Source organism: Idiomarina aquatica, assembly GCF_003987185.1.
GTDB lineage: Bacteria > Pseudomonadota > Gammaproteobacteria > Enterobacterales > Alteromonadaceae > Idiomarina > Idiomarina aquatica.
Window position 1 is genome coordinate 43,652 of the sequence record NZ_PIPS01000001.1, and the last position, 22,789, is coordinate 66,440.

General features: G+C 41.9%; 16 protein-coding genes and 1 pseudogene. 4 read left to right on the forward strand and 13 right to left on the reverse strand.

All coding sequences use genetic code 11. The features are described 5' to 3' along the window. Nucleotides 1-172: 172 nt before the first annotated feature. From CWE23_RS00245 to CWE23_RS00285, 9 genes are all read right to left on the reverse strand, one after another. The gene (locus tag CWE23_RS00245) at nt 173-1,246 is read right to left on the reverse strand and encodes a S41 family peptidase (protein WP_126819076.1); all 1,074 of its coding nucleotides are present in this window, start codon (nt 1,244-1,246) and stop codon (nt 173-175) included. A 115-nt stretch (nt 1,247-1,361) separates the two neighbouring features. Then, the gene (locus tag CWE23_RS00250) at nt 1,362-2,618 is read right to left on the reverse strand and encodes a RelA/SpoT domain-containing protein (protein ID WP_126819077.1); all 1,257 of its coding nucleotides are present in this window, start codon (nt 2,616-2,618) and stop codon (nt 1,362-1,364) included. A gap of 125 nt (nt 2,619-2,743) precedes the next feature. After that, complete coding sequence (locus CWE23_RS00255; protein WP_126819078.1) at nt 2,744-3,124, reverse strand: hypothetical protein; 381 nt, start codon at nt 3,122-3,124, stop codon at nt 2,744-2,746. Between the two features lie 95 nt (nt 3,125-3,219). Next, entirely contained in the window at nt 3,220-3,711 is a 492-nt protein-coding gene (locus CWE23_RS00260; protein ID WP_126819079.1) for a hypothetical protein, read from the reverse strand. Nucleotides 3,712-4,201: 490 nt separating this feature from the next. Beyond that, a complete protein-coding gene (locus tag CWE23_RS00265; RefSeq protein ID WP_126819080.1) occupies nt 4,202-4,921 on the reverse strand; it encodes an SDR family oxidoreductase in 720 nt (239 codons plus the stop codon). A gap of 124 nt (nt 4,922-5,045) precedes the next feature. Beyond that, nucleotides 5,046-5,786 carry a class I SAM-dependent methyltransferase gene (locus tag CWE23_RS00270; RefSeq protein ID WP_126819081.1) on the reverse strand — a complete coding sequence of 247 codons (741 nt, stop codon included), beginning with the start codon at nt 5,784-5,786 and terminating at the stop codon, nt 5,046-5,048. Nucleotides 5,787-6,220: 434 nt separating this feature from the next. Next, nucleotides 6,221-6,835, reverse strand: a complete 615-nt coding sequence (locus CWE23_RS00275) for a hypothetical protein (RefSeq protein WP_126819082.1) — start codon at nt 6,833-6,835, stop codon at nt 6,221-6,223. A gap of 147 nt (nt 6,836-6,982) precedes the next feature. Beyond that, nucleotides 6,983-8,617, reverse strand: a complete 1,635-nt coding sequence (locus CWE23_RS00280) for a TIGR04141 family sporadically distributed protein (protein ID WP_126819083.1) — start codon at nt 8,615-8,617, stop codon at nt 6,983-6,985. Nucleotides 8,618-8,652: 35 nt separating this feature from the next. Then, nucleotides 8,653-9,726 (reverse strand): DUF6414 family protein, encoded by a 1,074-nt coding sequence (locus tag CWE23_RS00285; protein WP_126819084.1) that lies wholly within the window; start codon nt 9,724-9,726, stop codon nt 8,653-8,655. Nucleotides 9,727-10,405: 679 nt separating this feature from the next. Between CWE23_RS00285 and CWE23_RS00290 the strand changes: the two genes are divergently transcribed. From CWE23_RS00290 to CWE23_RS00300, 3 genes and pseudogenes are all read left to right on the forward strand, one after another. Continuing rightward, complete coding sequence (locus CWE23_RS00290; RefSeq protein WP_126819085.1) at nt 10,406-11,320, forward strand: HamA C-terminal domain-containing protein; 915 nt, start codon at nt 10,406-10,408, stop codon at nt 11,318-11,320. Next, entirely contained in the window at nt 11,320-13,413 is a 2,094-nt protein-coding gene (locus CWE23_RS00295) for a DEAD/DEAH box helicase (RefSeq protein WP_126819086.1), read from the forward strand. The genes CWE23_RS00290 and CWE23_RS00295 overlap by 1 nt, the downstream gene beginning before the upstream one ends. 77 nt (nt 13,414-13,490) lie before the next feature. Further along, nucleotides 13,491-13,766 (forward strand): annotated as a pseudogene (locus CWE23_RS00300) (transposase); the annotation flags it as partial. Nucleotides 13,767-13,895: 129 nt separating this feature from the next. Here CWE23_RS00300 and CWE23_RS13925 read toward each other — a convergent pair. Continuing rightward, on the reverse strand, nt 13,896-14,021 hold the full coding sequence (locus CWE23_RS13925; RefSeq protein WP_275046260.1) for a hypothetical protein: 126 nt from the start codon (nt 14,019-14,021) through the stop codon (nt 13,896-13,898). An 80-nt stretch (nt 14,022-14,101) separates the two neighbouring features. Between CWE23_RS13925 and CWE23_RS00305 the strand changes: the two genes are divergently transcribed. Further along, a complete protein-coding gene (locus tag CWE23_RS00305; protein ID WP_126819087.1) occupies nt 14,102-14,956 on the forward strand; it encodes a restriction endonuclease in 855 nt (284 codons plus the stop codon). A 197-nt stretch (nt 14,957-15,153) separates the two neighbouring features. Here the strand turns inward: CWE23_RS00305 and CWE23_RS00310 are convergent, their stop codons facing one another. From CWE23_RS00310 to CWE23_RS00320, 3 genes are all read right to left on the reverse strand, one after another. Further along, complete coding sequence (locus tag CWE23_RS00310; RefSeq protein ID WP_126819088.1) at nt 15,154-15,777, reverse strand: hypothetical protein; 624 nt, start codon at nt 15,775-15,777, stop codon at nt 15,154-15,156. Between the two features lie 121 nt (nt 15,778-15,898). Beyond that, nucleotides 15,899-19,249: a DEAD/DEAH box helicase gene (locus CWE23_RS00315; RefSeq protein WP_126819089.1), complete on the reverse strand. Its 3,351-nt coding sequence runs from the start codon at nt 19,247-19,249 to the stop codon at nt 15,899-15,901. Nucleotides 19,250-19,282: 33 nt separating this feature from the next. Continuing rightward, complete coding sequence (locus tag CWE23_RS00320) at nt 19,283-22,663, reverse strand: DNA methyltransferase (RefSeq protein ID WP_126819090.1); 3,381 nt, start codon at nt 22,661-22,663, stop codon at nt 19,283-19,285. Nucleotides 22,664-22,789: the final 126 nt, after the last annotated feature.

The window sequence follows — 22,789 nt, forward strand, 5'->3', positions numbered from 1 at the left end:
TGTAAAAGACCCGTTGTGTTGCTCAATATTTAGTAACTTCACATTGAGCTAAAATTGCGATTCAATCAAGCTATTGATATTTGTAGCTTGTTCTAAGTAATGGAGCTGCTTTTAGCGAACAGCGGATGTGCCACGGTTTAATGTGCTCTCCGCTCAAAGCCGGCAACCCGAATCATTGCTCGGCCACTGTATTAATCCATTGAATCGCGTCCTCGACCGGACGTATCGAAGGCTCATCGACAGCTATTCTTCCACCGAATAGTTTACCATTCCTACTTGCCATCTTTGCTGTCGTAATATTTAAGGTTGCACCATTACTTAAATTAAACTGGCGGTTAGCTGTCGACATACCACACGATGGTTTGCCAAAAAAGCGTACATTAGGTTTGTCTTCAAAAGCGACTAATAATGATTCTCCAGAGCTCGCTGTTTGTTCGCTACTTAGCACTGCAATTGGCAAACTCCTATCCCGTACCAGATTCTCTTTAATTCCAATCATAAATTGATTGTTAAGAAAACTCCGACCGTCATAGGTTCCCCAGGCGGTTTTGGAGCCATCAGGTTTAACAAAATAACCATGTATTCCATTGCCTAACAATGGTGCGACTCCAGCCAGCATCGGCCACATATTCCCACCCATGTTATACCGAAGGTCGATAATCCATGCGTTTACATGGTTACCCTTCTGTCTGTTGATCTCATCATGCAATTCTTTGATATAGCGAAGTTTAGCCTTCTCTGAGGGGGCATTGAACCCATTGACGCGAAGATAGCCAATGTGTCCAGGAATGATAGGCAAGTCATAAGTATTCGTTGCCACACATTCAAACTTTCTTTGCATCACAAACTTTGGTTCAACAGCACTTTTATAAAATGTATGGCCGGTATCAGCTCGCTTTAAGATGAGAGTTAGCGCCTCTCGTAAATTATCTCTGGTAAATGGACGTTCAATATTATCCAAATCAGACTTTAATACACGCCAGCTTACCTGATCACGCGTGACAACATGCTCCCTCATCAAATCCAGAACTTCATATGCTGTTGTTTCTGGACTTACATCCTCGCCACTTTCTGAATCCTGAGCGTGTACCGAAAATGTTAGTAGCTGTAAAAACAGAAAAGCACGAAATAAAAACACTGATTTGAGCCTCTCTCCATGTGAAAAAGTTAACGTACACCAAAATGCAAATACAAAGAAAATTGCCCTTTCTTTATTTCCATATTCTGATCTTGGCTCATCGTTCATTGCTGACCTTCGGCTTTGTGCCAATAGCGGACGTTAACGCCTTGCACAGAGGAAAACAAAAGTGGAGGTCGAAGGCTGGAGCTTTTGGTTTTCCTTCTGCTGCAACCTGTTAGTTTTAATTGTCATCGTTAGGTGTGTCCTTGTCTTTTTTAACATTCTGCTTGCTAATTGGCTGAGAGTCCTTATCAAAGCCTGTCAGTGCTGATGCGGAGGAACCAAGTAAGCTTGTCTTATCAAGACTTGCTAACGCTGATGCGGAGGAACCAAGTAAGCTTGTCTTATCAAGACTTGCCAACGCTGATGCGGAGGAACCAAGTAAGCTTGTCTTATCAAGACTTGCCAACGCTGATGCGGAGGAACCAAGTAAGCTTGTCTTATCAAGACTTGCCAACGCTGATGCGGAAGCACCGAGTAGTGCTGCTCTGTCAAGCCCAGACAATCCCGAAATATTAGGGCTAACGTAGTGCTCTGACAATTTTGTATTCTCTCTTAGCTCACTTATTTCAGCACTAAGTTTCTTAAGATTTTCCGCCCTAGTCTTATTTTGCTTTTTCTCTTTGCTTAATTCTAAAGCTAAATCCTCAATTTTTGAAAGATGCTCTTCATGCTTTTTCTGAACTTCAGCATACTTAAGTTCCTGCAAAGCTATTTCAGCAGTCAAGTCTTTTACAAACGTGCCCATTTCATCGGCACTTCCTGCCATCCTATTAAAAATAGTTAGAAAGTAAGAAATCAATTTATTGTCAGAAAAATTGGGATATCGAACTTTGTGGTCAATCTCACTCCAACCTTCTTCAAATATGGTTCTAACTTGTATTTCGGACAAAACTTTTTTAAGAGTTGGCTTCGTTGATATTATGTAATGAATAGATCTATACCCTGATAGGTGTGGCTCAACATCGCATCCATTTTCGCTATAACTATCGACAACCCCTCCCTCATCTCCTTCACGAATATAAGCTTTCACCTTTTCCATAGGTTCCCAGCAACCCAATATGTAAGAATGTATATCGAGCCATTCATACTTGAATAGATGTAAAACTCGAACTCCAACCAAGTCCGTAACAATTTCAAAATAATTATGTTCACTTATCTCAAGATACTTCTTGGAGCCTGACGCTCGCTTTCGGATTATTTTTTCCAGCAAATGCTCCGGATCTTTAACACGCCATCTTACAGAGTGAACTTGTGGGCACTTTTGGAGAACTTTAGCCAAAAACTCCGCTGATTCATTGAGGTGGGGAATGCTTTTTTTGTAGTCTGTAGCGATGGACTTTAACTCATCTACGCTTATTGCAGCTTTATCCCAGTCATCCTTTGAAACACGATTCCGCGTCAAGAAAACATCGAGATCATCTATTTCTAATTCCATTATTCCCTCTATTAACTTATATGAGATGCAACCTCAAAAGAAACTAGCGCCCGGCGCAGCGGTCCATTTGTAGCGACGAAGGAGCAGAACATGAGTCCGTCTACCGCCGCTTGTTATTAACCATGTCAGTCAAACGAACCTGTACATCTAAATGTAGTAAAGTTACCTGTATCTGAAGCTGGTTCAGGACGTGACCTTCCCATTGATTTTAAATCTTGCGATAACGCAAAAATTTCCGTGTATGAATCGATATCAGGGGCGAATACATAGTAGCTTTCTTGCTCGCCAATGGTTTTGACTCTTACTGTAGATGAGTATGTAGCTATGCCGGTTCGCTCGATAATATTTTCACCATTTAAGAACGTTTTAGTTTCAACAACGAGATTTTTATTTTTCCCAGCATTAATAAGATAAATAAAATCTAGACCAAAAGAGCTACCTTTGCATTCGAGTGAAGCCTGAGCTGAAAGTGGAAGCAATAAAAGTAAAAGTATAAATCTATTCATATGCTTAAACCTCGATTCGTGGTGGTTCACAACGCCTCAATAACCGGCGCAGCTTTGCTGTGCCCGGCCCCGAAGGGGCGTAGTTGATTGATTTATTATGTTCTTTTCCATGATTTTATTAAATCTGCGGGTGGAACTGACGAGGATGAACACTTGGTGCAACGACCTTTTAAGCTGGTTAGCCTTTTTGTTTTATGCTCGTTTGGAATCCCTTCCGGGGCAACATTGCTTGTATACCCACACCTACATTCGAATGAAATGCTGAGCCTGTATTTAATGACGTCTTCAGCAGTAACGTTACTGCCTTCAATTGCTTCAGTAATTACGCAATAGTTATCAATCCACTCGTTGCTGATTTCTTCATCCGAGTCAGTAACACCATAAGCACAACCTAACCCTCTGAATCCGCTGCTCCATGCTCGAAGAGGTCCACCAATATAGTCGTGCTCTCTCAAGAGGTTCTCGTGGTCACAAATCCAAGAAGCTATTTTCGTATATGAAACAGGATGATCTTCAATATCTTCATCTATGATAACCCCCCGATCATTGAGTAGCTTAGGAATTATAATTGCTTGGTTTTGGTTCATGAACCCTTCTCCGTGAGAACGTAACATTTGTATATCGTGCGTGCGCATTTAGAAACTCGTCCAATTGATAGTTTTCGACTCTTAACTTACTGATCAAGCGGGAACTCCTGACTTGAAAGGCTCCGAGTTAGCAAAGGCAATGTGAGCATGCTCAGTTACATTCTAATGTGCGCACAATATCTAACTTTAATTTTTCGTTATATTATTGACAGTAAACGACTTAAATACACAACACAATAACAAAACGTACACTATTGCTGAGATAAGTGTGCCGTGTCTGGTTCGCGCCATCCAGGCTCATTATTAATAACAGAGAGGCGAGTTACTCGTTGAACCAGGCAAAAGTCGATGGTCCCCTCTTCGCTCAAAGCAGACTATCTGTATTCATTGGTTTTCGAGCTAAAACTCGAAGGAATTCTCCGTGAACCATTTACAGCATTCACTATCGTCTAAATCAAATATTGAAAACCTGTGTCCATATACACTGAACCTACGGCCATCCTCCGGTAAAGTTAATCACCTGACCCGTTGTAAATGAGCTTCTTCCCGAGATTAAGAGTTCTGCGAGTTCTCCGAGCTCTTCGGGTCGCCCGAGTCTTCCCATTGGAACTTTTGCAGCAATCTCGCTTCGCCCTTCTTCAGATTCAATAAAGTGTGATTTGGGGTAGTACATTTCGCTGTATAAGTAATTCGGTTGCAAGACATTTACTTGAATACCCAAAGGCGCTGCTTCTCTTGATAGTGACATGGCCATTGCGGTTGCCGCAGATCTTACTGTGGTTGCCACGGCGAAGCCCGGTTCAGGCTGTAATTGACGCGCTGAAGTAATAAATAATAAGTGCCCCCGCTTTTGCTGGCGAAGCATGGAAAAAATACCCTTCGAAAGCGCAAACGGAAACAGCACTAACGCGTCGAACGCGCTCTCTAACTCAGCGCTGTCTATTTCATCAAAGGGTTTGGGTTGGTTGGGGTGGACATCGTTAACTACAAACCTGAATAAATCGGTTTCATTTTTTATGTAGTCAATCAACGAAGACGGTGACTGCAGACTAAGGCACTGAACGTCGTGTTCTTTCTCAAATGCCAAACGCGTCGCTTCACACGAGAACGAACTGTCATGGCAGATAAGGTGATATCCCTTACTTTTGAGTACTTTCATGATCCCCGGACCGGTGTATTGCGCCACATTGGTAATAAATACTTTGTGCATGACTATCCCCTCCTTTTGTGCTCAACATGAGCGACAAAATCGTTGAGCGCAATAGCACTTTAGTGCTTTTTCCGCAAAAGAGGTTCCTTTTGAGTCGTTAAAGAGCGGACAACAGAACCCTTTCTCACCCTACCTTCCGAGCAATAAAAAACTGATAGCCAAACTCTGAGAGGTATTTTTCGTAAATCGCTATTTCGGTGGCGATATCGTTAAACGCGGGAGAGTCCGGTTGTTCGGGGCGCAGTTCGGAAAGGCGATGCGCTAAGGGTTGGTAATAGTCGTGCCAGCCCTTTTCGTCCATGGTAAAGGTATTGATGAGTTCGTAGCCTGCTTGCTGAATTTGTGCCTGGCGTTTGCCAACGGTTTGCATGTCCGGGTATTCGCGTGACCAAAATTCTGCGGCTTCTTGGCTGCGGCTGTCTGTTAACCAAACGAGATCATTGAATACCATGAAACCACCGGGCTTTAACAGTCGTTTCCACGCCGCCAGCGCTTTCTCAACACCCAGTACGTAAATGGATGTTTCGCACCAAAGGGTGTCGAAGGATTCATCGGGGAAGTCGATATCGGCCATACTCATGTTAAGCGGCTTTACCCGTTGCGTTAAGCCGTTGGCGTGCAGATGCTCCGAGAGCTTGTCCAGGGCGGTCTGTTCGTTGTCTATCGCGGTAATGTGAGCGTCAAGTGCGTTAGCAAGTACCAGTGTTGCAGCGCCCTTCCCGCAGCCGATTTCCAGCAGCGTTTTCGGTGGCGTTGGTAACTGCTTGAGTGCGTGCAAGGTGTCGGCTGCGGTGCCGGGTCCCCAACGTTCAACGCCGTTAAACACCTTAAAGAAATCCTGCATGTAGCGTTCTTGTTCGTTCATAGCTTGTGACAACCGTTTCAGTCTGGGGGCTTCCTGTGCGGACAAACGCGTTTGGTCGGCGCTGTTTGCTTTACTGGTTGGTTATTAAATCACGTTTTGGCGGAACAATTTAGTTTCTTAAAAAAAGTCCCTCCGCAGAGCGAAGGGACTTTCAAAGGGACTTTCAAATGGACGTTCTACTACTTTTTTACGAGGAGTGCGGTCTGTCCCGCCGTCATCGCCCCCTGGGCGTTACTACTTAAGGAGACACACGAAGTGCTCAAGGAGCTTTTTTCAAAGCCCTTTTATTTAAGCACCCTCTCCTCACGCTGTCTGTAGACTTAAAACGCATCGTGTTGTGCGTGATCGCTGTATGTTGCGGGTTCAGGCCGTAAAAAGCCGACTAGGCGCTGCAAAGTCTGGCTGTTCTCAAGAGCGAACATTACCTGTGGTGATCAATCATCTTGTCGGTGCGTAATTATGTAAAAATGGAAATTGCCGTCCTCGTCCTCTTTGCCATCGAAGTGATGGCCCCATTGCTGGATTTTTATATAATGTTCGTAAACCTGACTGGCTGCATCTAGCGATTCTGCGGAGCCTCGCATCAAACAGGTTTTAATACGACACTGCAGATAATCCACGTTGATGTTCTTAAGCGCGTCAAACTGCATAAAGTTTGTAATCTCTCCCTCACGCGAAGCGCCCCAGGAACTAACACCATTCTCGTTAACAAAACGGTCAACGGTTTTTGGGTAATAGCTATTTTCCCGCGCTACTTGTGCGTAAATCCCACGAAAGTGAAAAGGATGTTTGCCAATAAGTTCTTCGGTGCTATTCGACGATTCTTGCTCGGCTTTTTCTCGGGAGCTATCGGCTATTTTGGCGTCTGATTTAACCGTTTTCCGCTGGCTCAACGCTTGCTGCATAACGCCTGACTCTGCGGACTCAACCGCACCTGAATTGAAATTAGATGGAGTTGGAGGTTCTGCCTCTTGCGACTGGCTAACTCCCAACCAATAGCTTACCCCACCTGCAACTAAGGCGGTTACGGCGATAGCTGTTTTACTCATTGCATCTTCCCTGAACTAAATATTGATTTTTAGCTTGTTATCGGAGATTTGGTTTGTGCCAAGAGCGGACGTTAAGACTGAGCTTAGCGGTGACCTTGTAATGGAGGCGAAGCCGCAACGGAAAAGCTGTCGCTGTGCTTGGCCTTGTTATGCATTAGGTTTTTGCTCCGTACCAACACCCGAAATGGTTACCTCAAACCCCCTTTGAGAAAGATTTTCAAATGCCTTCGATAGATTAACTTTGCTGAAGAATGGTAAATTACTCTTCAAGCTCGCTGAATCCTCACCTAAAATTAAGAAGACGACTTCAACTCCATCACTTTTGAAGTTATCGAGTGGGACGCTATCCTGCAAGCCGCTGCTCACTTGCCTCAGAACAGTTCGTGCTTTTTTCCTGAACTCTCTGTCTCCAAGTAAAACCTCAGCAGACACACTACCTTGAGCGAATAAATGACTTAAACCGGCCGAGCCACCTTTTCTATGCTTCACATGAATAAACTGTTTGCTATTGGTCATCAAATCACAAAGTTCGATAGATGAAGTAGTCCTATTGCTTTTGATCAGCTTTTTATCGAGCAAGTGATAAGAGTGGTCATTAGCAACCCTTGCATTGTAATCACCTTCGGTTTCAATTTTTGATTTTGGCTCCCCATCTTTAGTTTCTTCCCATACGTAAACCTTTGGAAAGGTTAAGGCTGATATACTTATTTGGGAAAGGACTGCATCAATTCTGGACATAAAATTATTGTCAATTTCATACCACAATCCTGCGAACAATATATAAGTCTTATTTTCTTCCTTATATTCAAAATAAATGCATTTATATATTTGATGTTCGGATTCGTTTTCGTGTACATCATATACAAACAACCGATCCCGTTTAATCGAATCGATTGAAACCGATGCAGTGTCTAAGTTGTCAAGATAATCACCTGCTTCAATTGTTGGCTTTATTGTGCTTTTAGAGCGAGTAAAGCTAAACCCATAAATTGCATCCCATTGAACAATCTCAGGAAGGGTGATGGTTATATCTGAACTCTTTAATTTAAGTTTTTCAAGTAGCTTTTCATCAAGACCATCGATTTCTGACTTTTCTTTAACCTTCCTAATATTATCGACCCATGAAAATCCTTTCTTATATGAATCGTTGCTATAGTAGCTAGAAAGCAAGTCCACCAAGCTTGATAATTCATCGACATTAATCTCTGTAGCAAAGGAGTATACAGAATCACCGCCTGAAATATTTTTTAAGTTTACGCCAGTTTTTGGCGACCCAGTAACAGCCCGCAGTACATCTCTGGATATATCAATACCAAAGACTCCAACCGCCGATTCTCTCGATGCTTGCGACTTCTTCTGTACGGCTTGATCTTCTAACGTGAACAGGTCAACGCTGCGCAAGCTGTCATGATCAAGTGTATTGAGTGCAGTTTTTATTCCAAAGTCATGAACAAAGTATTTTGTATCTATCAAGAATCGACCATAACCGAAGGTAAAAGCCATTGTAGCCGTTGCTGTTTTTATAATAAGGACTGCAGAGCTAGAGCGATTAGCAAGTTCATCGAGCGAAACGCCAGTAATGTTCTCAGTAAACGCACTCCATTTTGGCTTCTTTTCTGTAGGTATTTTTACGAATAGCTTTCCTTCAAGTTCATGCTTACTGTCCAGATCATAAGCGTTCACCTGAGATGCTCCCTTTAGGAAGTCGGAAACTTCTAGCGAAGCATGTTCAGCCTTTGCCAAGAATGCGTTTAAATATAAGTATGGCTTTCTCTCTTCCACTGAAATCAGCTCCCTATTGATGCATAAGGCCGCATTCAGCGGCTTCTCCGTTGCAATGTTTTGTTAGGCTTAATGGCTCGATAGATTGCGATCGGCTGTACCATTATTCGGGGGTAACGACAGGTCCTGATCATTTCTTCTAATCCATCAAAGCCTCTAAATACGCCTCGAAAGCCACTCTCAACTGACAGATGCTCATTGCCTTCAACTTTCATTTCCTCATCATTAAATTCAGCCATTGGGTCAAATTCATCCTCTTCCTTTTCAGGAATTGATGTAATAACACCAAGCATAGTTACTCTTATTGTTGGTTTAGATCCAAAAAGGTAATGGACGGACTCTGTATCTTGATCTAAGAAGAACTCTCTTTTTACATTTGACATAACATGAAAGTTTGGCATATCAGGGAATGGGTAAAGGCGAATATTGAAAATGTCAGGTAGAAATACTCGAACCCAAGTTTTTAAACCTTCGATAATCCAACCGTCAACTGCGCCGACTAATTTGTTGTTGACGACTCTCTCAAGTCTCTCTTCTGCCTGCTTTAGCTCCTGTTTCTTCTTTGTCTTAGGCTGGCCGTTCTTCATTTTCTTGATGTCCTCTCTCATAACATCAAGATTTTCAAAAATATCTTTTAATTCAGGCGACTCTCGAAGGCTTGACTTAACGCTGTAATTTATGAACTTAGTGATATCATCATAATTGTCGGCTATTCGAGTTATTCGCTCATAATCTTCAAGGACGATATTACCTTCAGCTTTTACACACAGGGCATTTTTAAAAGTATTTATTGCCGAGCCACTTTCAATAGATTCCTCTGTAACATCGACTCCAATTTCTGCCGTGTACCCTTGTTCAAAAAGCTCTCGCTCTAATTCGTTTAACACCTCGTGATGACTAACCCTAGTTTCTTTTAGCCCCTGGGACTCTGTGCCTGTCCCTCCCGCCTCATGCTTAAATACCTTAAAATCATAGTTTCTAAGATTCTTGCTATTTTCAGAGGACACGGAAGAAACTTCGAAGGACTGGGCTATGCCTCCAGAAATTTGGCTATAAAGGGAGCTAACCTTGTCCATGTCTAGGTATATAAAATCCTTTACTTCAGCCATCAATCTCTCCAGTCAAAGATTGCCTAACATTTGTATATGGTGCGTGCGCATTTAGAAACTCGTCCAATTGATAGTTTTCGGTTCTTAACTTACTGAGCAAGCAGTCATTCCTGACTTGAAAGGTTCCGAGTTAGCAAAGGCAATTTGAGTATACTCACTTATACTCTAACGAGAGCACAATATTTAACCTTTATTTTTTGTTATGTCATTGACAGTAAACGACTTAAATACACAACACAACAAAAATATGCGCAATATTGCCGACTTGAATGTGCCTTGCACCGCTATCAACACCCACGCTTGCGAATAACGGGACGGCTAGTCACTAGTTGGAGTTGGCTGAAAGTAAGAAGGTCCGCTAATCGCTCTTTTCAGACCTTAATTTTATCCTCTTGGGCTGCTTCGTGCCAGGAGCGGACATTCAGGTATATAGCTCATTTCTACCGCATTCGGTGTTAGAAACGCTTTGCGTCCTTTAGACGGATAAACATAATTGCTAACTCAAAAATGTTCCGCTGTGAATTGGCGTCCGAATTAGAAGGTCAGCTTAGTCAGCATTACATAGATATCCCAGTGTTTGGGTTGCAATTGTCAAGACTGCACCCTCTCTAAAAGTGATATTGATGCCATGTCACAAGTTCTATATCATTGAGAAAATTGATATACAGGTTAGTAAGTTATGGAATTCAAAGTATTGTTAGACGGCTCATTTTCTGATCTTTGTAAGAAAAGTATAAGCCCTCAATACAACAAGCATGTTTTGAGTATCGCCAATGATTTCGAGGAAGGAAGTTGGCATCAAAAAAACTTTCATATGTTTATATGGGATAATATTGCAGAAACTTCTCTGTCGTCTCAGGAAAGAGAAGCACTAATTAACAAATCCTCATCTTTACTTACAGCCTCCGCAGCTAACCTAAGATTGACAGATAAAGAAACTGATATTGGTAAAGGTAGTGAATTAGCCGAAATTTTTTTATACGGGATTATGAAACACCACTATGGAGCTTTGCCAGTGGTTCCCAAGATTTTCTATAAACAGAATGCTCAAGATAACGCAAAAGGTGCTGATAGTGTCCATCTAATTGTGCATGGTGATGATTTTTCCCTTTGGCTCGGCGAAGCTAAGTTTTACAAGTCAATCGAGAACGCAAGACTTGGTTCCATAGTTAAATCTGTAAAGAACTCCTTGCACCCAGATAAGCTGAAGAAAGAGAACAGTATCGTCACGAATGTTAGCGATATTGATCACTTAATAGAAAACTCTGAATTACGTCAACGAATCAAAGATGCGTTGGCACCTAAAGTGTCATTAGACTCCATTAAACCCAAAATCCATATTCCCATTTTTATACTTCATGAGTGCGAGGTAACTCAAGGTACTACTATGTGGTCAGAGGAATACCAGACGCAAATTACGGATTACCACTTAGATAGAGCAACTGCTTACTTCGAGAAGCAGATATCAGAGATAAGCGACGTACATCTTTACGACCAAATAACCTTCCATATCATACTGTTCCCAGTTCCAAATAAGGCTCAAATTGTTGAAAAATTTGTCCAAAAGGTTGAGTTCTTGAAGGAGGAGTTCTAGTGGATATATTCGAAAAGTGTCATGAGATCAATAACTATATAAAAGATCTAGATGAAGTGTCCGCGAGAAATGAGCTCATTAAACTGCTGGACTATCATAAGTCTAAGCAAATCCAATACTCACCTTTAGTCAACAACCTGATCAGGCAGGTCGGTTTATTTCCTTACATTCAACTGGAAACAAGTGATTGGCAAGATAGATATGCACATGAAGCATTTAAGGTGGATGTTGGTGAAAGAGATACTTTAACTCTACATCGAGAACAATCCTCAATTCTCAAAAAGTTAATAGAGGGAAAAAACCTTGCGGTAAGCGCTCCCACCAGTTTTGGCAAGAGTTTCGTTATTGATGCGTTTATAGCGTTAAAAAAACCAAAAAATTTAGTAATTATTGTCCCTACAATTGCGTTAACAGATGAAACTCGAAGGAGATTGCATAAGAAGTTTAGCGGGATCTATAAGATAATCACAACTTCCGAAGCAACACTTAGTGATTCAAACATTTTTATTTTTCCTCAAGAACGAGCTATCCACTACGCAGAACAGTTAGAGAACATAGATATATTGATAATTGATGAATTCTATAAAGCAAGTTCAGCATTTGATAAGGATAGGTCTCCGACGTTAGTAAATACCATATTAAAGCTTGGCTCAAAAGCAAAACAAAAGTACTTTCTTGCCCCAAACATATCTTCACTGAATGACAGCCTATTTACAAGAAATATGGAATTTGTGAATGTAAATTTTAATACTGTTTTTCTCGAAAAGCATGAACTTTATGAGGAGATCGACGGTGATGAAACGGCTAAGTGCGAGGCATTAATTAATATCCTATCGAAGACTGCTGGTAAAACATTGATATACGCGGGCACTTTTAGAAATATTGATAGCTTATCTAATTTGCTTACAGCCCGCTTTTCATCATTCGAAAATCGTCTGCTCAGAGATTTCCATCATTGGTTGGCAAAAAATTACGATGTTAACTGGAAACTGACCAACTTGGTAAAAAAGGGAACAGGCATTCACAATGGACGCTTACATCGCTCGCTAAGTCAAATTCAAATACGCTTATTTGAGGAAGAAAAAGGTCTCAAAAACTTGGTATCCACATCTTCTATTATAGAAGGGGTAAATACATCCGCAGAAAACGTCGTTCTTTGGAGCAACCTCAGTGGTAGAGGAAAAGCACGCATAAGTGATTTTAGCTATAAGAACATCATAGGCCGTGGTGGTAGAATGTTCCGACACTTCGTTGGAAAGGTCTATGTTTTAGAGAAGCCTCCAGAAGAAACCAAGACACAATTAGACTTAGAATTCCCAGACCAACTCGTTGGCAGTATTGATTTGGAAGAATATAAAACTGAACTAACTCAGGATCAAATAGCTAAGATAATCGCCTACAAAGAGGATATGGAGGAGTTACTGGGCGAAGGTAGGCTGAATCAACTTCAAAAAGGCGGTCAAATTGAATCCAGTGATTCGTTTTTAATTCGTAACATCGCAAAAGAACTAGTAACAAATAAATCTACGTGGGGCGGTTTAGGATACTTAAACTCGAGCCATCCCGATGATTGGGAAGGTTATTTGTACAAAGTAATAAGGCTATCTCCAAGTGGTTGGGGAGAAAAACATAGTAAATTTGTGGGGTTTGTTAAGGTTTTAGCGGATAACTGGTCGCTAACTATTCCTCAGTTACTGAATAGGCTGAAAGCCCTAGATATCGGCATTGATCAGTTCTTTGAACTAGAGAAGAACACTACATTCAAACTCGCCTCGCTTCTCAATGATGTAAATGTTCTCCAGAAAAATATTCTAAACGAGAATATAGATATTTCGCCTTTTGTCGGTAAGGTTTCTAATGCTTTCCTACCACCTTTGGTTTATCAGCTAGAAGAGTACGGTTTACCAAGAATGTTATCTAGAAAAATTCATGATCTAGGAGTGATAGACCTTGAGCGAGATGAGATTGAGATTCATGATGTTTTAGAAGAGTTTACGAGTATATCTATAGATCATCAACTACGACTAAACGCATCATTTGATTCTTTTGATAAATACATATTTGATTACTTTATGGAAGGCATAACTATATAGAGTCTGTATTAGCCCCTTTTTAAAACGGACACTCATTAGTTAAGCGATAGGCTCAGACCTATCTTTAAGGAGTGTCTATGGAGCGTATAGAAATTTTCACTGGCGAACAACGCCGTCGTCGCTATACTCCGCAGGAGAAAGCGAAGTTTGTCGCCATGACCATGCAGCCGGGTTATTCGGTGTCACTGGTGGCTAGACAAAATGGTATCACCCCGAGTTTATTATTTAAGTGGAAGAAACTCATGCAAGACGGTGGCATGTCCGCAATTCAGGCTGGCGATGAAGTGGTCAGCGCAGCCGAGCATAAAGCGCTGCAAAAGAAAGTGAAGGAGCTTGAGCAATTACTTGGCAAGTGTAACGCGAACCACACAGCCGGCCAAGATAATTGTCGCTGAGATGGTTGCGGGGTCACCCGAACACGTATTTCGGTTTAATCCGATCACCGATTTCGGTCTATCCGAACAGTCCGTGGTGGGTCAGTTTTATTGACCGTTTTTGTCGACGTTGATATGCCAGGGCCGCACTTGGTCGAGGTCATCACCGTCGTTGAGTAACGGCAGTTGCTCGGAGTGCGTCAGTTTAGGTCGTGGTTGACTATAAACTGGCATGACGCCCTGGTAGCAGTCAGAATTTTTTTGTATTAAATTAATGAGCTGATCATCCACTACCGATTGCCCAAGGAAGGACAATGGCGCGCAGACGAAGCGGTAAATCATTAATAGAGGGACTCCTCGATCTCTTTGTGACTTGGCCCTGGTATGTCAGTCTTGCTCTCGCAATATGCATATTTTTTGGCATTGATACTTATCAGCAATTAACGCCCGAGGCCGCTGTTCGGCCTAAAAGCAGTAATCCGGGCGATGTTGTGGTTGCCGCATTTGAACCGGCTAAAGCGATGGCGCTTACGTTAGTAAAGATCTTTTTGCCGATATTGCTGGCAATTGCAAGTTTTGTGTCATTTATCAAGTCATTGCTAACGCAAAGACATTACCACTATGTTGAGCAGTCGCCGACATCAGCTTCACTAAATGAAATGTCATGGAGCGATTTTGAATCGTTAACCGGTGAATACTTTAAACGCGAAGGCTATACCGTAAAGCCCACAAAAAAAGGTCCTGATGGCGGTGTTGACTTACGCATAAAAAAAGACGACCGACTGTACCTGGTGCAGTGTAAACAATGGAAAATGCGTAAAGTACCCGTTGCGGTCGTTCGAGAGCTTTATGGACTCATTGCCGCTGAAAACGCCGCCGGTGGTTTTATGGTGACTTCAGGAGAATTGACACGTGAAGCACTCGACTTTGCGAAAGACAAACCCATTTACATGATTGACGGCACCACTTTTCACCGGTTTATCCGCCAACGTGAAAAAGACGCCGTTACATTTCCCCCTAACCATGTCAGTAAAGTTACCGTCATACATTGCCCTAACTGCAATAGCCCAATGGTTAAACGCACCGCTCGGAACGGCGCCAATGCGGGAAGGCAATTTTGGGGCTGCCGACGCTTTCCACGGTGTTATGGGACGCGGGATATCCAGTGAACATTTACTCGATGGAACCACGTGTTGGTTGCGAATATCTTCCCAATGGCCGCACACCAAGTAACTCAGACTGTCTAGTTGGTTATTAAACAATTAAACTGAGTGTCGGCGCCCCACAATCCCATTCGGGAACCTGATCTGGTACTTTGAATCCTGGCCATCTCGTGAAGAATTTCTTTTATTTGAGGTTCACCGGCTCACTCAGACTTCTTTTCAAACAGTTTTATGTAATGGGTAGCGACACGATTTATTAACTTATCGGCCAGTTCAGCAGCTTGATCGACGTTTGCTATACGCTTACGTTCACCAATATCAATCGACTCATCGTTGATGCGCGGGTCAACCAAAATATCCGCTCCAAACGACTGCTCTAACGCTGCTTTTAAACTCGTCTTAAACGAACCGGAACCCTGCGGGTCAGCAATGATTGACGCCGCGATGTAATCATACTCGTCATCGCAGTCATTTTCTTTACACATTGTACCTGCAGGGTCTTCGTTAAAAAGCGCCACTGACAAGTCACGGGTTAATTCAGACTCATGGGCAGCAACCAAGTCCGTTGCCCATTCATGAGCAAGCTTTTGACTCGTGCCGTCTTGCGCAAGCCCATCTGGACCTAGCTCAGACACACCCCACTCACGCCGTTTCGCATTCATCCTATCGGTGTATTCCTGGCTCATTGGGTTATTACCTCGGCGCCTTTCCTTAGCGTCCGAGATAGAGTCATAATGGAAGTCATACTCCTCAGAAAAATACTTTCCATGTAGACGGTTAGTTAAGGATTCTAATAACGTTTTTGTAAACGGTGATTCCATGCTCATGTTGCTATCCCATATTTGATCTTTAAATCTGTTATGCCCTATCTCGAGCTGCTGTTTACAAGTTTACGCATCCTTGCGTCATCTTGTGTCGCATATAGCCAAACAGTATTGTCTATGAAGACTACGCCTTCCTCAAAACACTCATTACTTGCTTTATATACTGCTCTTTATCTGACATAAAAAACACATGGCTATTTTCTAGATCGTTAGCTGTCACGTTCCACTGCGCCTGAATCATTTCACGTGTTGTTTTCGGCGGACTAATGATAATGCTTTCCAGCTCCACCTCATTATTCAAACGAGTTTGCACGTTTTTGATTTTTTGGCTGAATTCAATTTTGTCATCACCGATACCTGTGCGCAGAATACCGTGCGGATCAACAAACGCTATCCGCTGTTTTAGCTCACCTTGTTCATCTTTCCATAAACGCCAAAGAATAAAATCGGGGTAGAAACCACCTGCTTCAAAAAAACCAATACCTTTTCGCACGAGGTTTCTCAACAGATACACTTCTTCACCAGATTGCTCCAACAATCTTTGGTGACTAGCAAGCCAGTCCTTTAAGTCCTCAATAAATTCAAACTCGGAGAGCTCAAGGCCAACAGGTCGCACTTTTATTCGATCTGAAGTGGCACACAACAGTGGGTTAAAAAGGTGTTCGTTTAGCTTAATACCTTTGATTGATTCTCTGCCTGAGTCAAACAACTCTTCGGAGTGCTGTTCAAATGCTTCTTTGAGCTGTTGAATATCGTCAACCAAAGCCGAGCTGCTCGCATCGACGGTAATGGTATACTCGTTATCAATTGGTAAGTTATCGTTGGCTGAATCCAGAGTAACAAGCTCAAGGCGCGGCTCTAAATAACTGCGTTTGTGAAAGTTATGAATTTTGTCGGCCAGTGAACATAACAACTCAAGTGCAAGCTCTTGCCAGACTCGAATATTATTAGAGGCCATATTCCACTGATTATCTGGGATGTAAATGTCATACCAAGAGTGGCTCAGCAGTAATGACTGCAGCCGGCCTTTTTGTACCAATAAATTTGCATACCCTCTGCTTTGTACGTAACGATTTAAAGCTAGGTATAGTTTATCGTAGCGTAGAAGGTTTGCCCGCGTTGTGTCGAAATGAGCGGCTCTGGGCTCAGTAACCTGCAGAGCTGAGTTAGCCTCTTCGAGCTCTTTCGCGGTCATTGTTCGCATATTAGGACAGCGATCTAAAATAACCTTCCGCCCTCGCTTCAAAATATTAGGTGGAATACCTAAATCGTTACCAGTTCCCCCCAGCAAAACAAGGGGGCCATCCTTACTGAAGGAATAGGCTTTCTGGGTGTCCTGTCGTACTTTAGGGCGTAACATTTTCAGCCGTTCGCCCATACCTTCAACCACACTCAACTTAACATTCTCTATGTAAGTATCTTCGTTGCCGGGTAAACCTTCGTCAGCAAGGTAATCCTTAAAGCTCGCGATAAAGTCTGAGCCAACACCAAAAACATTGAGGGTTTCTAACAGTTGCACGTACTTTGGTGCTGAAGCCGGCAAGTAGCGGCTTGAGCGCATCAAGCTCATGTCTCGGCCACGCAAACGCACGCCGCGACCAAATAACTGGATAATCTGCGAACCTTCCTTTTTCCCTGTGTTCATCAAGCCCATTGATGACACGCGCCAGGAGTTCCAGCCCTCAACGAATTTTTTAGAGCCAATAAGAATATTAACTGGCGAATTTTCAGCATTAATTTCAGCAAAAAGCGGGCTAGCGAATTCTGATTTTGCAATCTGGATATCACAATCTAATTGTTCACGCTCTTGGTCATGACTAAGGCTAGACTCTAAATGGTCAGCCAAGCCTTTTGCATCACCTACGTTAATCAAGCCAAATGGCTTTGAGCTGTCACCCACTTTCAACAATAGCTCGCCCGAATCGCCCGTAATACGTTCAACAACAAGCTGACCGCCACTATTGCTTTGAAATACTTTTTGGCACAAATCGGTAAATATTTGACTGGGCGACAATTTCAATTCATTTTTTAAGTATGGGAAACTTGAACCAAAAATGTCATAGCCCTTTTCGTCTGTCAGTCCTGCTGTTTTAGCATTGGTATTCAAAACTGAATCAATCGCTTCAATTGCTTGCGATTGGTTAGACAAAAACCATCCAAAAAACTTTAAAACCTTGGCGATATCAGATGCGCGTTCACTGTAATTTTTAGCTGACTCTGTTTTGCCGTTATCCTTGATGACACTTGCACCAACGAAAACCCATAACGGCATTTCTAGATTAAAGTGCTCGAACTCAGACTTTCGATCCTGGAACAGTCTTAGTTGTTGATAAAACGCCAGTAACGCCGCCGTTAAATAAGGTTTTTGATGAATGATTTCTTCTTGTTTATTGGCTAAGTTAAAAATACGGTAATCCTTACCATAGCCATCCTCATAAAAGTATCGGTAAGCATAATCAAACACGACCGACTTGGCATAATCCATCTCAACTTTTGAATTTTTCGCAGCAACGACAGCTTCTTTGAAGGTAGCAGAATACTCAAAGGTAAAGCCGTTACCCGCAAGTTGTCGCCTACTGGCTAACCAACCGGTTTCGCTATCTGCTGTGCCAAGACCACGATGCCCCTCATCAACCAGCAACAAATTCTGGTCGCCAAAGCTGGCGGCATCCATCACCTTATCGCCCTGAGTGTCGCTTAACTTGGTTATTTCAGTCAGCTTAATGTCAACAAAGGGCGAGTCACCACTTGATAATGGCTGCTGGACGCTCTGTACAAGCCGACTCGGGTTGAAACCACTATCAGATAATTCAATTAAGTGCTGCTCGCTCAAACGCTCGTTTGGGCTTATTAGAATCACTTGGCTATAATCATCCAACTGCGCGAATCGCTTAGCATAGTGCTGAAACTGCAACACATTACAATGCATTAATAGGGTTTTGCCACTACCTGTTGCATTTTGTAAGCACAGCTTGTTTAAATCTTCGTATGCGTATGGCGTCAACGGCGTTTCATAACCTTGTTCATGATAATAGTTGTTGAACGCTGAAAGGTAGTTATTAAGCTTATTCAGCAAACTGTATCTATCGTTAAAAAACTCATACAGGTATATTTCAACGAATAACAAACTCAACCACTGAAAATACTTCCATTCAATTGCGTTGTCACGGCCCTCGTTAATTAAGTCCAAGTGCGCAACGATATTTTCATCAAACTTTCTTAACTGCTGTTCACTGTATTGCCAGCTCGGTTGCCAATGAGTTAATAGATCGGCCAAGTAAAAATGATGCCGGTCAGCTGCGAGACCAGATTTTGATTTACGAAGCGTATTTGCCAAAACATCCAGCGCGCGCAAACTGCCAGTTTTCAGAAATTTTTCATCTAACGGATTAATACCGAATTGCGTCGTTAACCACTGATTCAAAGCCAGCTTTTTATTAAAATGCTTGGTTTCAAGTTTCTTTAGTTTCGCCATGCTAACTCCTTACTATAATCTTGAAGAAACGCATTACGCGTCTTCCCACATTTTGGTCATGAAGGTGTCTTCAAGAGAGAGTAAACGAGTCTTTGCACTACCACGAAGTTGCAAGCCGTGTGGGCCATTGATATAAATCTTGTCAAACTGACTATCCGATTCAATAATTTTGCCGATGTCAGCCTTCTCTGAATCGAGCAATGCTTCTAAAAAGGCTGAATCTTTCTCTGGATCATCGCTTAAGTTACGCCAAATCACTAACACTTTATCCCGCAATTCATCATTACCGGGAATTCGACGCACCCAACCTTCTACCACACGAATCTGATAAATAGGGGCGTCTTCAGCATAGGCATTAGCTTCTGTCATCTGACTGACTTTCAAACGCGTGTTCTGGTCTTGCGGCAATTCAGGGTCTTGCTCGCGCTCAAACTCACAATCATAAGCACGCCATTTATCTAGCTTTTCTACGTGCAAACCTATTAGCCAGTTAAAGGTTTCGACTAAATCAATTACCTGTGGTGATGACTGATCGGAGTTGGGTTTCTTGATTTGTAATTTGTAGTTTCGAGGGTTACTGAACTGTTCCAAATTCAACAAAGACGGGCTTTCTGCTGTTTCTGCTTCCAATAAATACGACAGCATAAAATCTTTGGGAACAGATTCAGGGTTGTAAGAGTTGCCATCTACTAAGTTGTTGAGAGTATCTTCGTACTGTTCCAAGCGCAGATATTTGAAACACTGGCTAACGCCACCGGCTTTGCCTTCCTTATCAAAAATTGGTCTACCATCTTTCCAGCCCTCTGCGTAGATCGCTTTCTGAACTCGTGGTTTAGTGACTGCATCAAAATAATTACCCATTTCAACAAGAACAAAACGTCTGTTACCATTATCTTCTTTATTCAACCTAATAACTGCATGCCCAGTGGTTCCTGAACCGGCAAAATAATCTAATACATACCCTGATGTGTCGGACGCTGCGAAAATTGAGTCTCTTACAGTATACAAAGACTTAGGAAAGTCAAAGAGAGATTTATCTATTCCCATGTTTGTTAATATACTAGTTCCGTAATCACCTGCGTTATATTTTGAGTCATACCACATCGTTTTAAATTGTGAATCATTCTTTGCCTTTTTGATAGACAAATCCCCGTTTCTTGCCTTATCGACTTTTAATAAACTGCTAATTGATTGAACGGTATCTCTTGAATATCTCCATTTTCTTTCAATACCTTGCTCATCTATAGGGTAAATTTCGATAATACCATTTTCCCTCAGAATATTCGCAGATACAGGGCTGTAACTGTCTTCACACACATCGCCGAACCCAACAATTCGACCATTCTTTACAAGAATAGGATAAAAACACGTCTTCCCATCCGCTCTTAGAGATTCGCCGCCCCAATTTCTTAAATTAGAATACTCCCATTCAGATTCTGGCAATATAGCCCGATTTAACTTCTTCCTTTCCGGCGGTATAGCAAATATTCCAAATTCACTGGAGTATGAAAAATGGTTACCCTGAATACCTTTTTTATTATGTTGAATTGCTATTTTCACAACTTCAAATTGGGGAAATAGTTCGTACATTAGGCGTTCTAGCCCGTTAGCTTCATTTTCGTCAATAGCTACAATAACAGAGCACTTTTCATCTTGTAATTTCCTTGCAGATGACAAGCGATTTTCCATAAGACTCATCCACGAAGAGTGTTTATATTCATTTTTATAAGCAATCTGACTTGACGGAGAGTTGTAAGGAGGATCAATGTAAATACAAGAAACTGATGACTCAAGTTTGTTGGTTAACGCATTTATTGCTTGAAAATTCTCAGAGTGAATCATGATCCCATCAACTTTATCATCCAGTAATGTAATCCTCGACAATAAATCATCGCGATATGCTGGTAAGTAAAATTTTGTATCTATTATTAACTTGCTAAATCTCTCATCGTTGAATAATTTATCAGCGCCTTGCTCTCGCAATTTATCCATTTCCTTTAAGTCAATTCCAAACAAGTCGACCCACTCTTTTCGCTGAGCGTCATTCGATAATGCAGTTTCAAGCAAGTCAGTATGGCAGGCTAACCGATCCAAAGTGATGCAATAATTAGTTTCTGTCACAAACTTTTTTTTCAGCCAAAGTTTCTTCTGAAAATTTTCAATTTGAGCTAAAAATTTAATGATATCTTTTGCAACGCTACGTAGCGTTTTAATTTGTTTAAGCAATCGTGCATAGTTAGCCTCACTCGCTTGCTCAATATCATCTAGTCGCATTATTTCGTTTTTAATATAGAAATCTAACTCGCGCTGTAAAAATCCACCGAGGTCTTTATGAATAAAATAATCCATGGTGTTTTTACTAGTGTAGTTATTGATGTATTTTGTGATGAGAGGGCGCTGTTTGACTTTATCTGTCGGTGCAAGGATCTGAGCAAAAGTAATGAAATCTTCAGTACCCGCCTGTGATTGCATCGCTGATAGTTCATCTTGAATCACTTGCGTGATATACAAATTTGGTAAATCACCTTTTTTGCTTGCGCCGAATCGGGTCTTAAGCTGTTTTTCTCTCTCTGCGGTTATCGTGTCGGCTTTTGTTGCAACTCGGAATTCAAAGTATACTTCAAGCTCACCTTCATCATTGAGTGCAACGGGTTGCTCTGCTCGAATGAAAAACTGCCGTTTTTCAGACTCTTTATTATTGTTGTGCTCACCTTGAGCGGCATCCACCAATTTAAAATGAATGCGTTTATTGGCAAGCTGCGTGGCCTCTTCAAAATTAAGCAGCCCTGTTTTTGCTGACTGACCGAATGATTCAGCATGTTTTTTAGCAGCTTCGGAAATATCAAAGCTGTAGAGGTTAAAACTCTCGGTAGTTTTTATGTAATATTGATCTTTATTCGCCCAATGCAGATAAACTTCGCTACCATCGTAAGGCACGGCATAAACTGCGGCTCTAGACTTATTCTCCGCAACGTGGTAGCGGCGACTCATAAAATCACCGCCGTCATAGTAACGTTTAAAGAAGCGGATGAGGTGGTCATAAATCACCGCTCGTTCACTTAAATTGCCTTTAGTAGCTTTCGCTTTCTCTACCGCATTTAAATAATCTTTAGCAGCTGGAACAGTTTTAAAATGTTCAGCTAACTCGTCATTTTCATCAAATGCGCTGTAGCCCAGTTGGGTGATCAATTTCTGCTTAGCAGCCTCAATCACTTGGTTTTGGTTCGCTTGATCAGCGTCTTCAAATACTGCGTCAATTTGCTGAGCCAATTCGGTTTCTAAAAAACGGTTAATCCGATCCGCTTTGGCATGCATAATACGGTACAGACCAAAGTCCAACTCTGGCTGGTCCAACTGAAACATCGACTTCAGTACTTCAGTAAATTTGCTTTTCAACTCTGTTGCGTTAGCCATGGTTAATCCGTTTGTCCATTTTAATTCTTGTCTTATTAAATCTGTGAAAACGAGCTGTATCACACAACTCGCCAGCAAATCTCTGTTCTCTAACTGTCTGTGCTACTCGTGTATTTATTGCAACCA

Bases quoted from the DNA above. Each gene is read 5' to 3' on its own strand.
- CWE23_RS00320 (WP_126819090.1), bottom strand. From the start codon at position 22,663: ATGGCTAACGCAACAGAGTTGAAAAGCAAATTTACTGAAGTACTGAAG.
- CWE23_RS13925 (WP_275046260.1), bottom strand. From the start codon at position 14,021: ATGCCAGTTTATAGTCAACCACGACCTAAACTGACGCACTCCGAGCAA.
- CWE23_RS00290 (WP_126819085.1), top strand. From the start codon at position 10,406: ATGGAATTCAAAGTATTGTTAGACGGCTCATTTTCTGATCTTTGTAAG.
- CWE23_RS00270 (WP_126819081.1), bottom strand. From the start codon at position 5,786: ATGAACGAACAAGAACGCTACATGCAGGATTTCTTTAAGGTGTTTAAC.
- CWE23_RS00275 (WP_126819082.1), bottom strand. From the start codon at position 6,835: ATGAGTAAAACAGCTATCGCCGTAACCGCCTTAGTTGCAGGTGGGGTA.
- CWE23_RS00285 (WP_126819084.1), bottom strand. From the start codon at position 9,726: ATGGCTGAAGTAAAGGATTTTATATACCTAGACATGGACAAGGTTAGC.
- CWE23_RS00250 (WP_126819077.1), bottom strand. From the start codon at position 2,618: ATGGAATTAGAAATAGATGATCTCGATGTTTTCTTGACGCGGAATCGT.
- CWE23_RS00245 (WP_126819076.1), bottom strand. From the start codon at position 1,246: ATGAACGATGAGCCAAGATCAGAATATGGAAATAAAGAAAGGGCAATT.
- CWE23_RS00260 (WP_126819079.1), bottom strand. From the start codon at position 3,711: ATGAACCAAAACCAAGCAATTATAATTCCTAAGCTACTCAATGATCGG.
- CWE23_RS00305 (WP_126819087.1), top strand. From the start codon at position 14,102: ATGGCGCGCAGACGAAGCGGTAAATCATTAATAGAGGGACTCCTCGAT.
- CWE23_RS00315 (WP_126819089.1), bottom strand. From the start codon at position 19,249: ATGGCGAAACTAAAGAAACTTGAAACCAAGCATTTTAATAAAAAGCTG.
- CWE23_RS00255 (WP_126819078.1), bottom strand. From the start codon at position 3,124: ATGAATAGATTTATACTTTTACTTTTATTGCTTCCACTTTCAGCTCAG.
- CWE23_RS00265 (WP_126819080.1), bottom strand. From the start codon at position 4,921: ATGCACAAAGTATTTATTACCAATGTGGCGCAATACACCGGTCCGGGG.
- CWE23_RS00310 (WP_126819088.1), bottom strand. From the start codon at position 15,777: ATGAGCATGGAATCACCGTTTACAAAAACGTTATTAGAATCCTTAACT.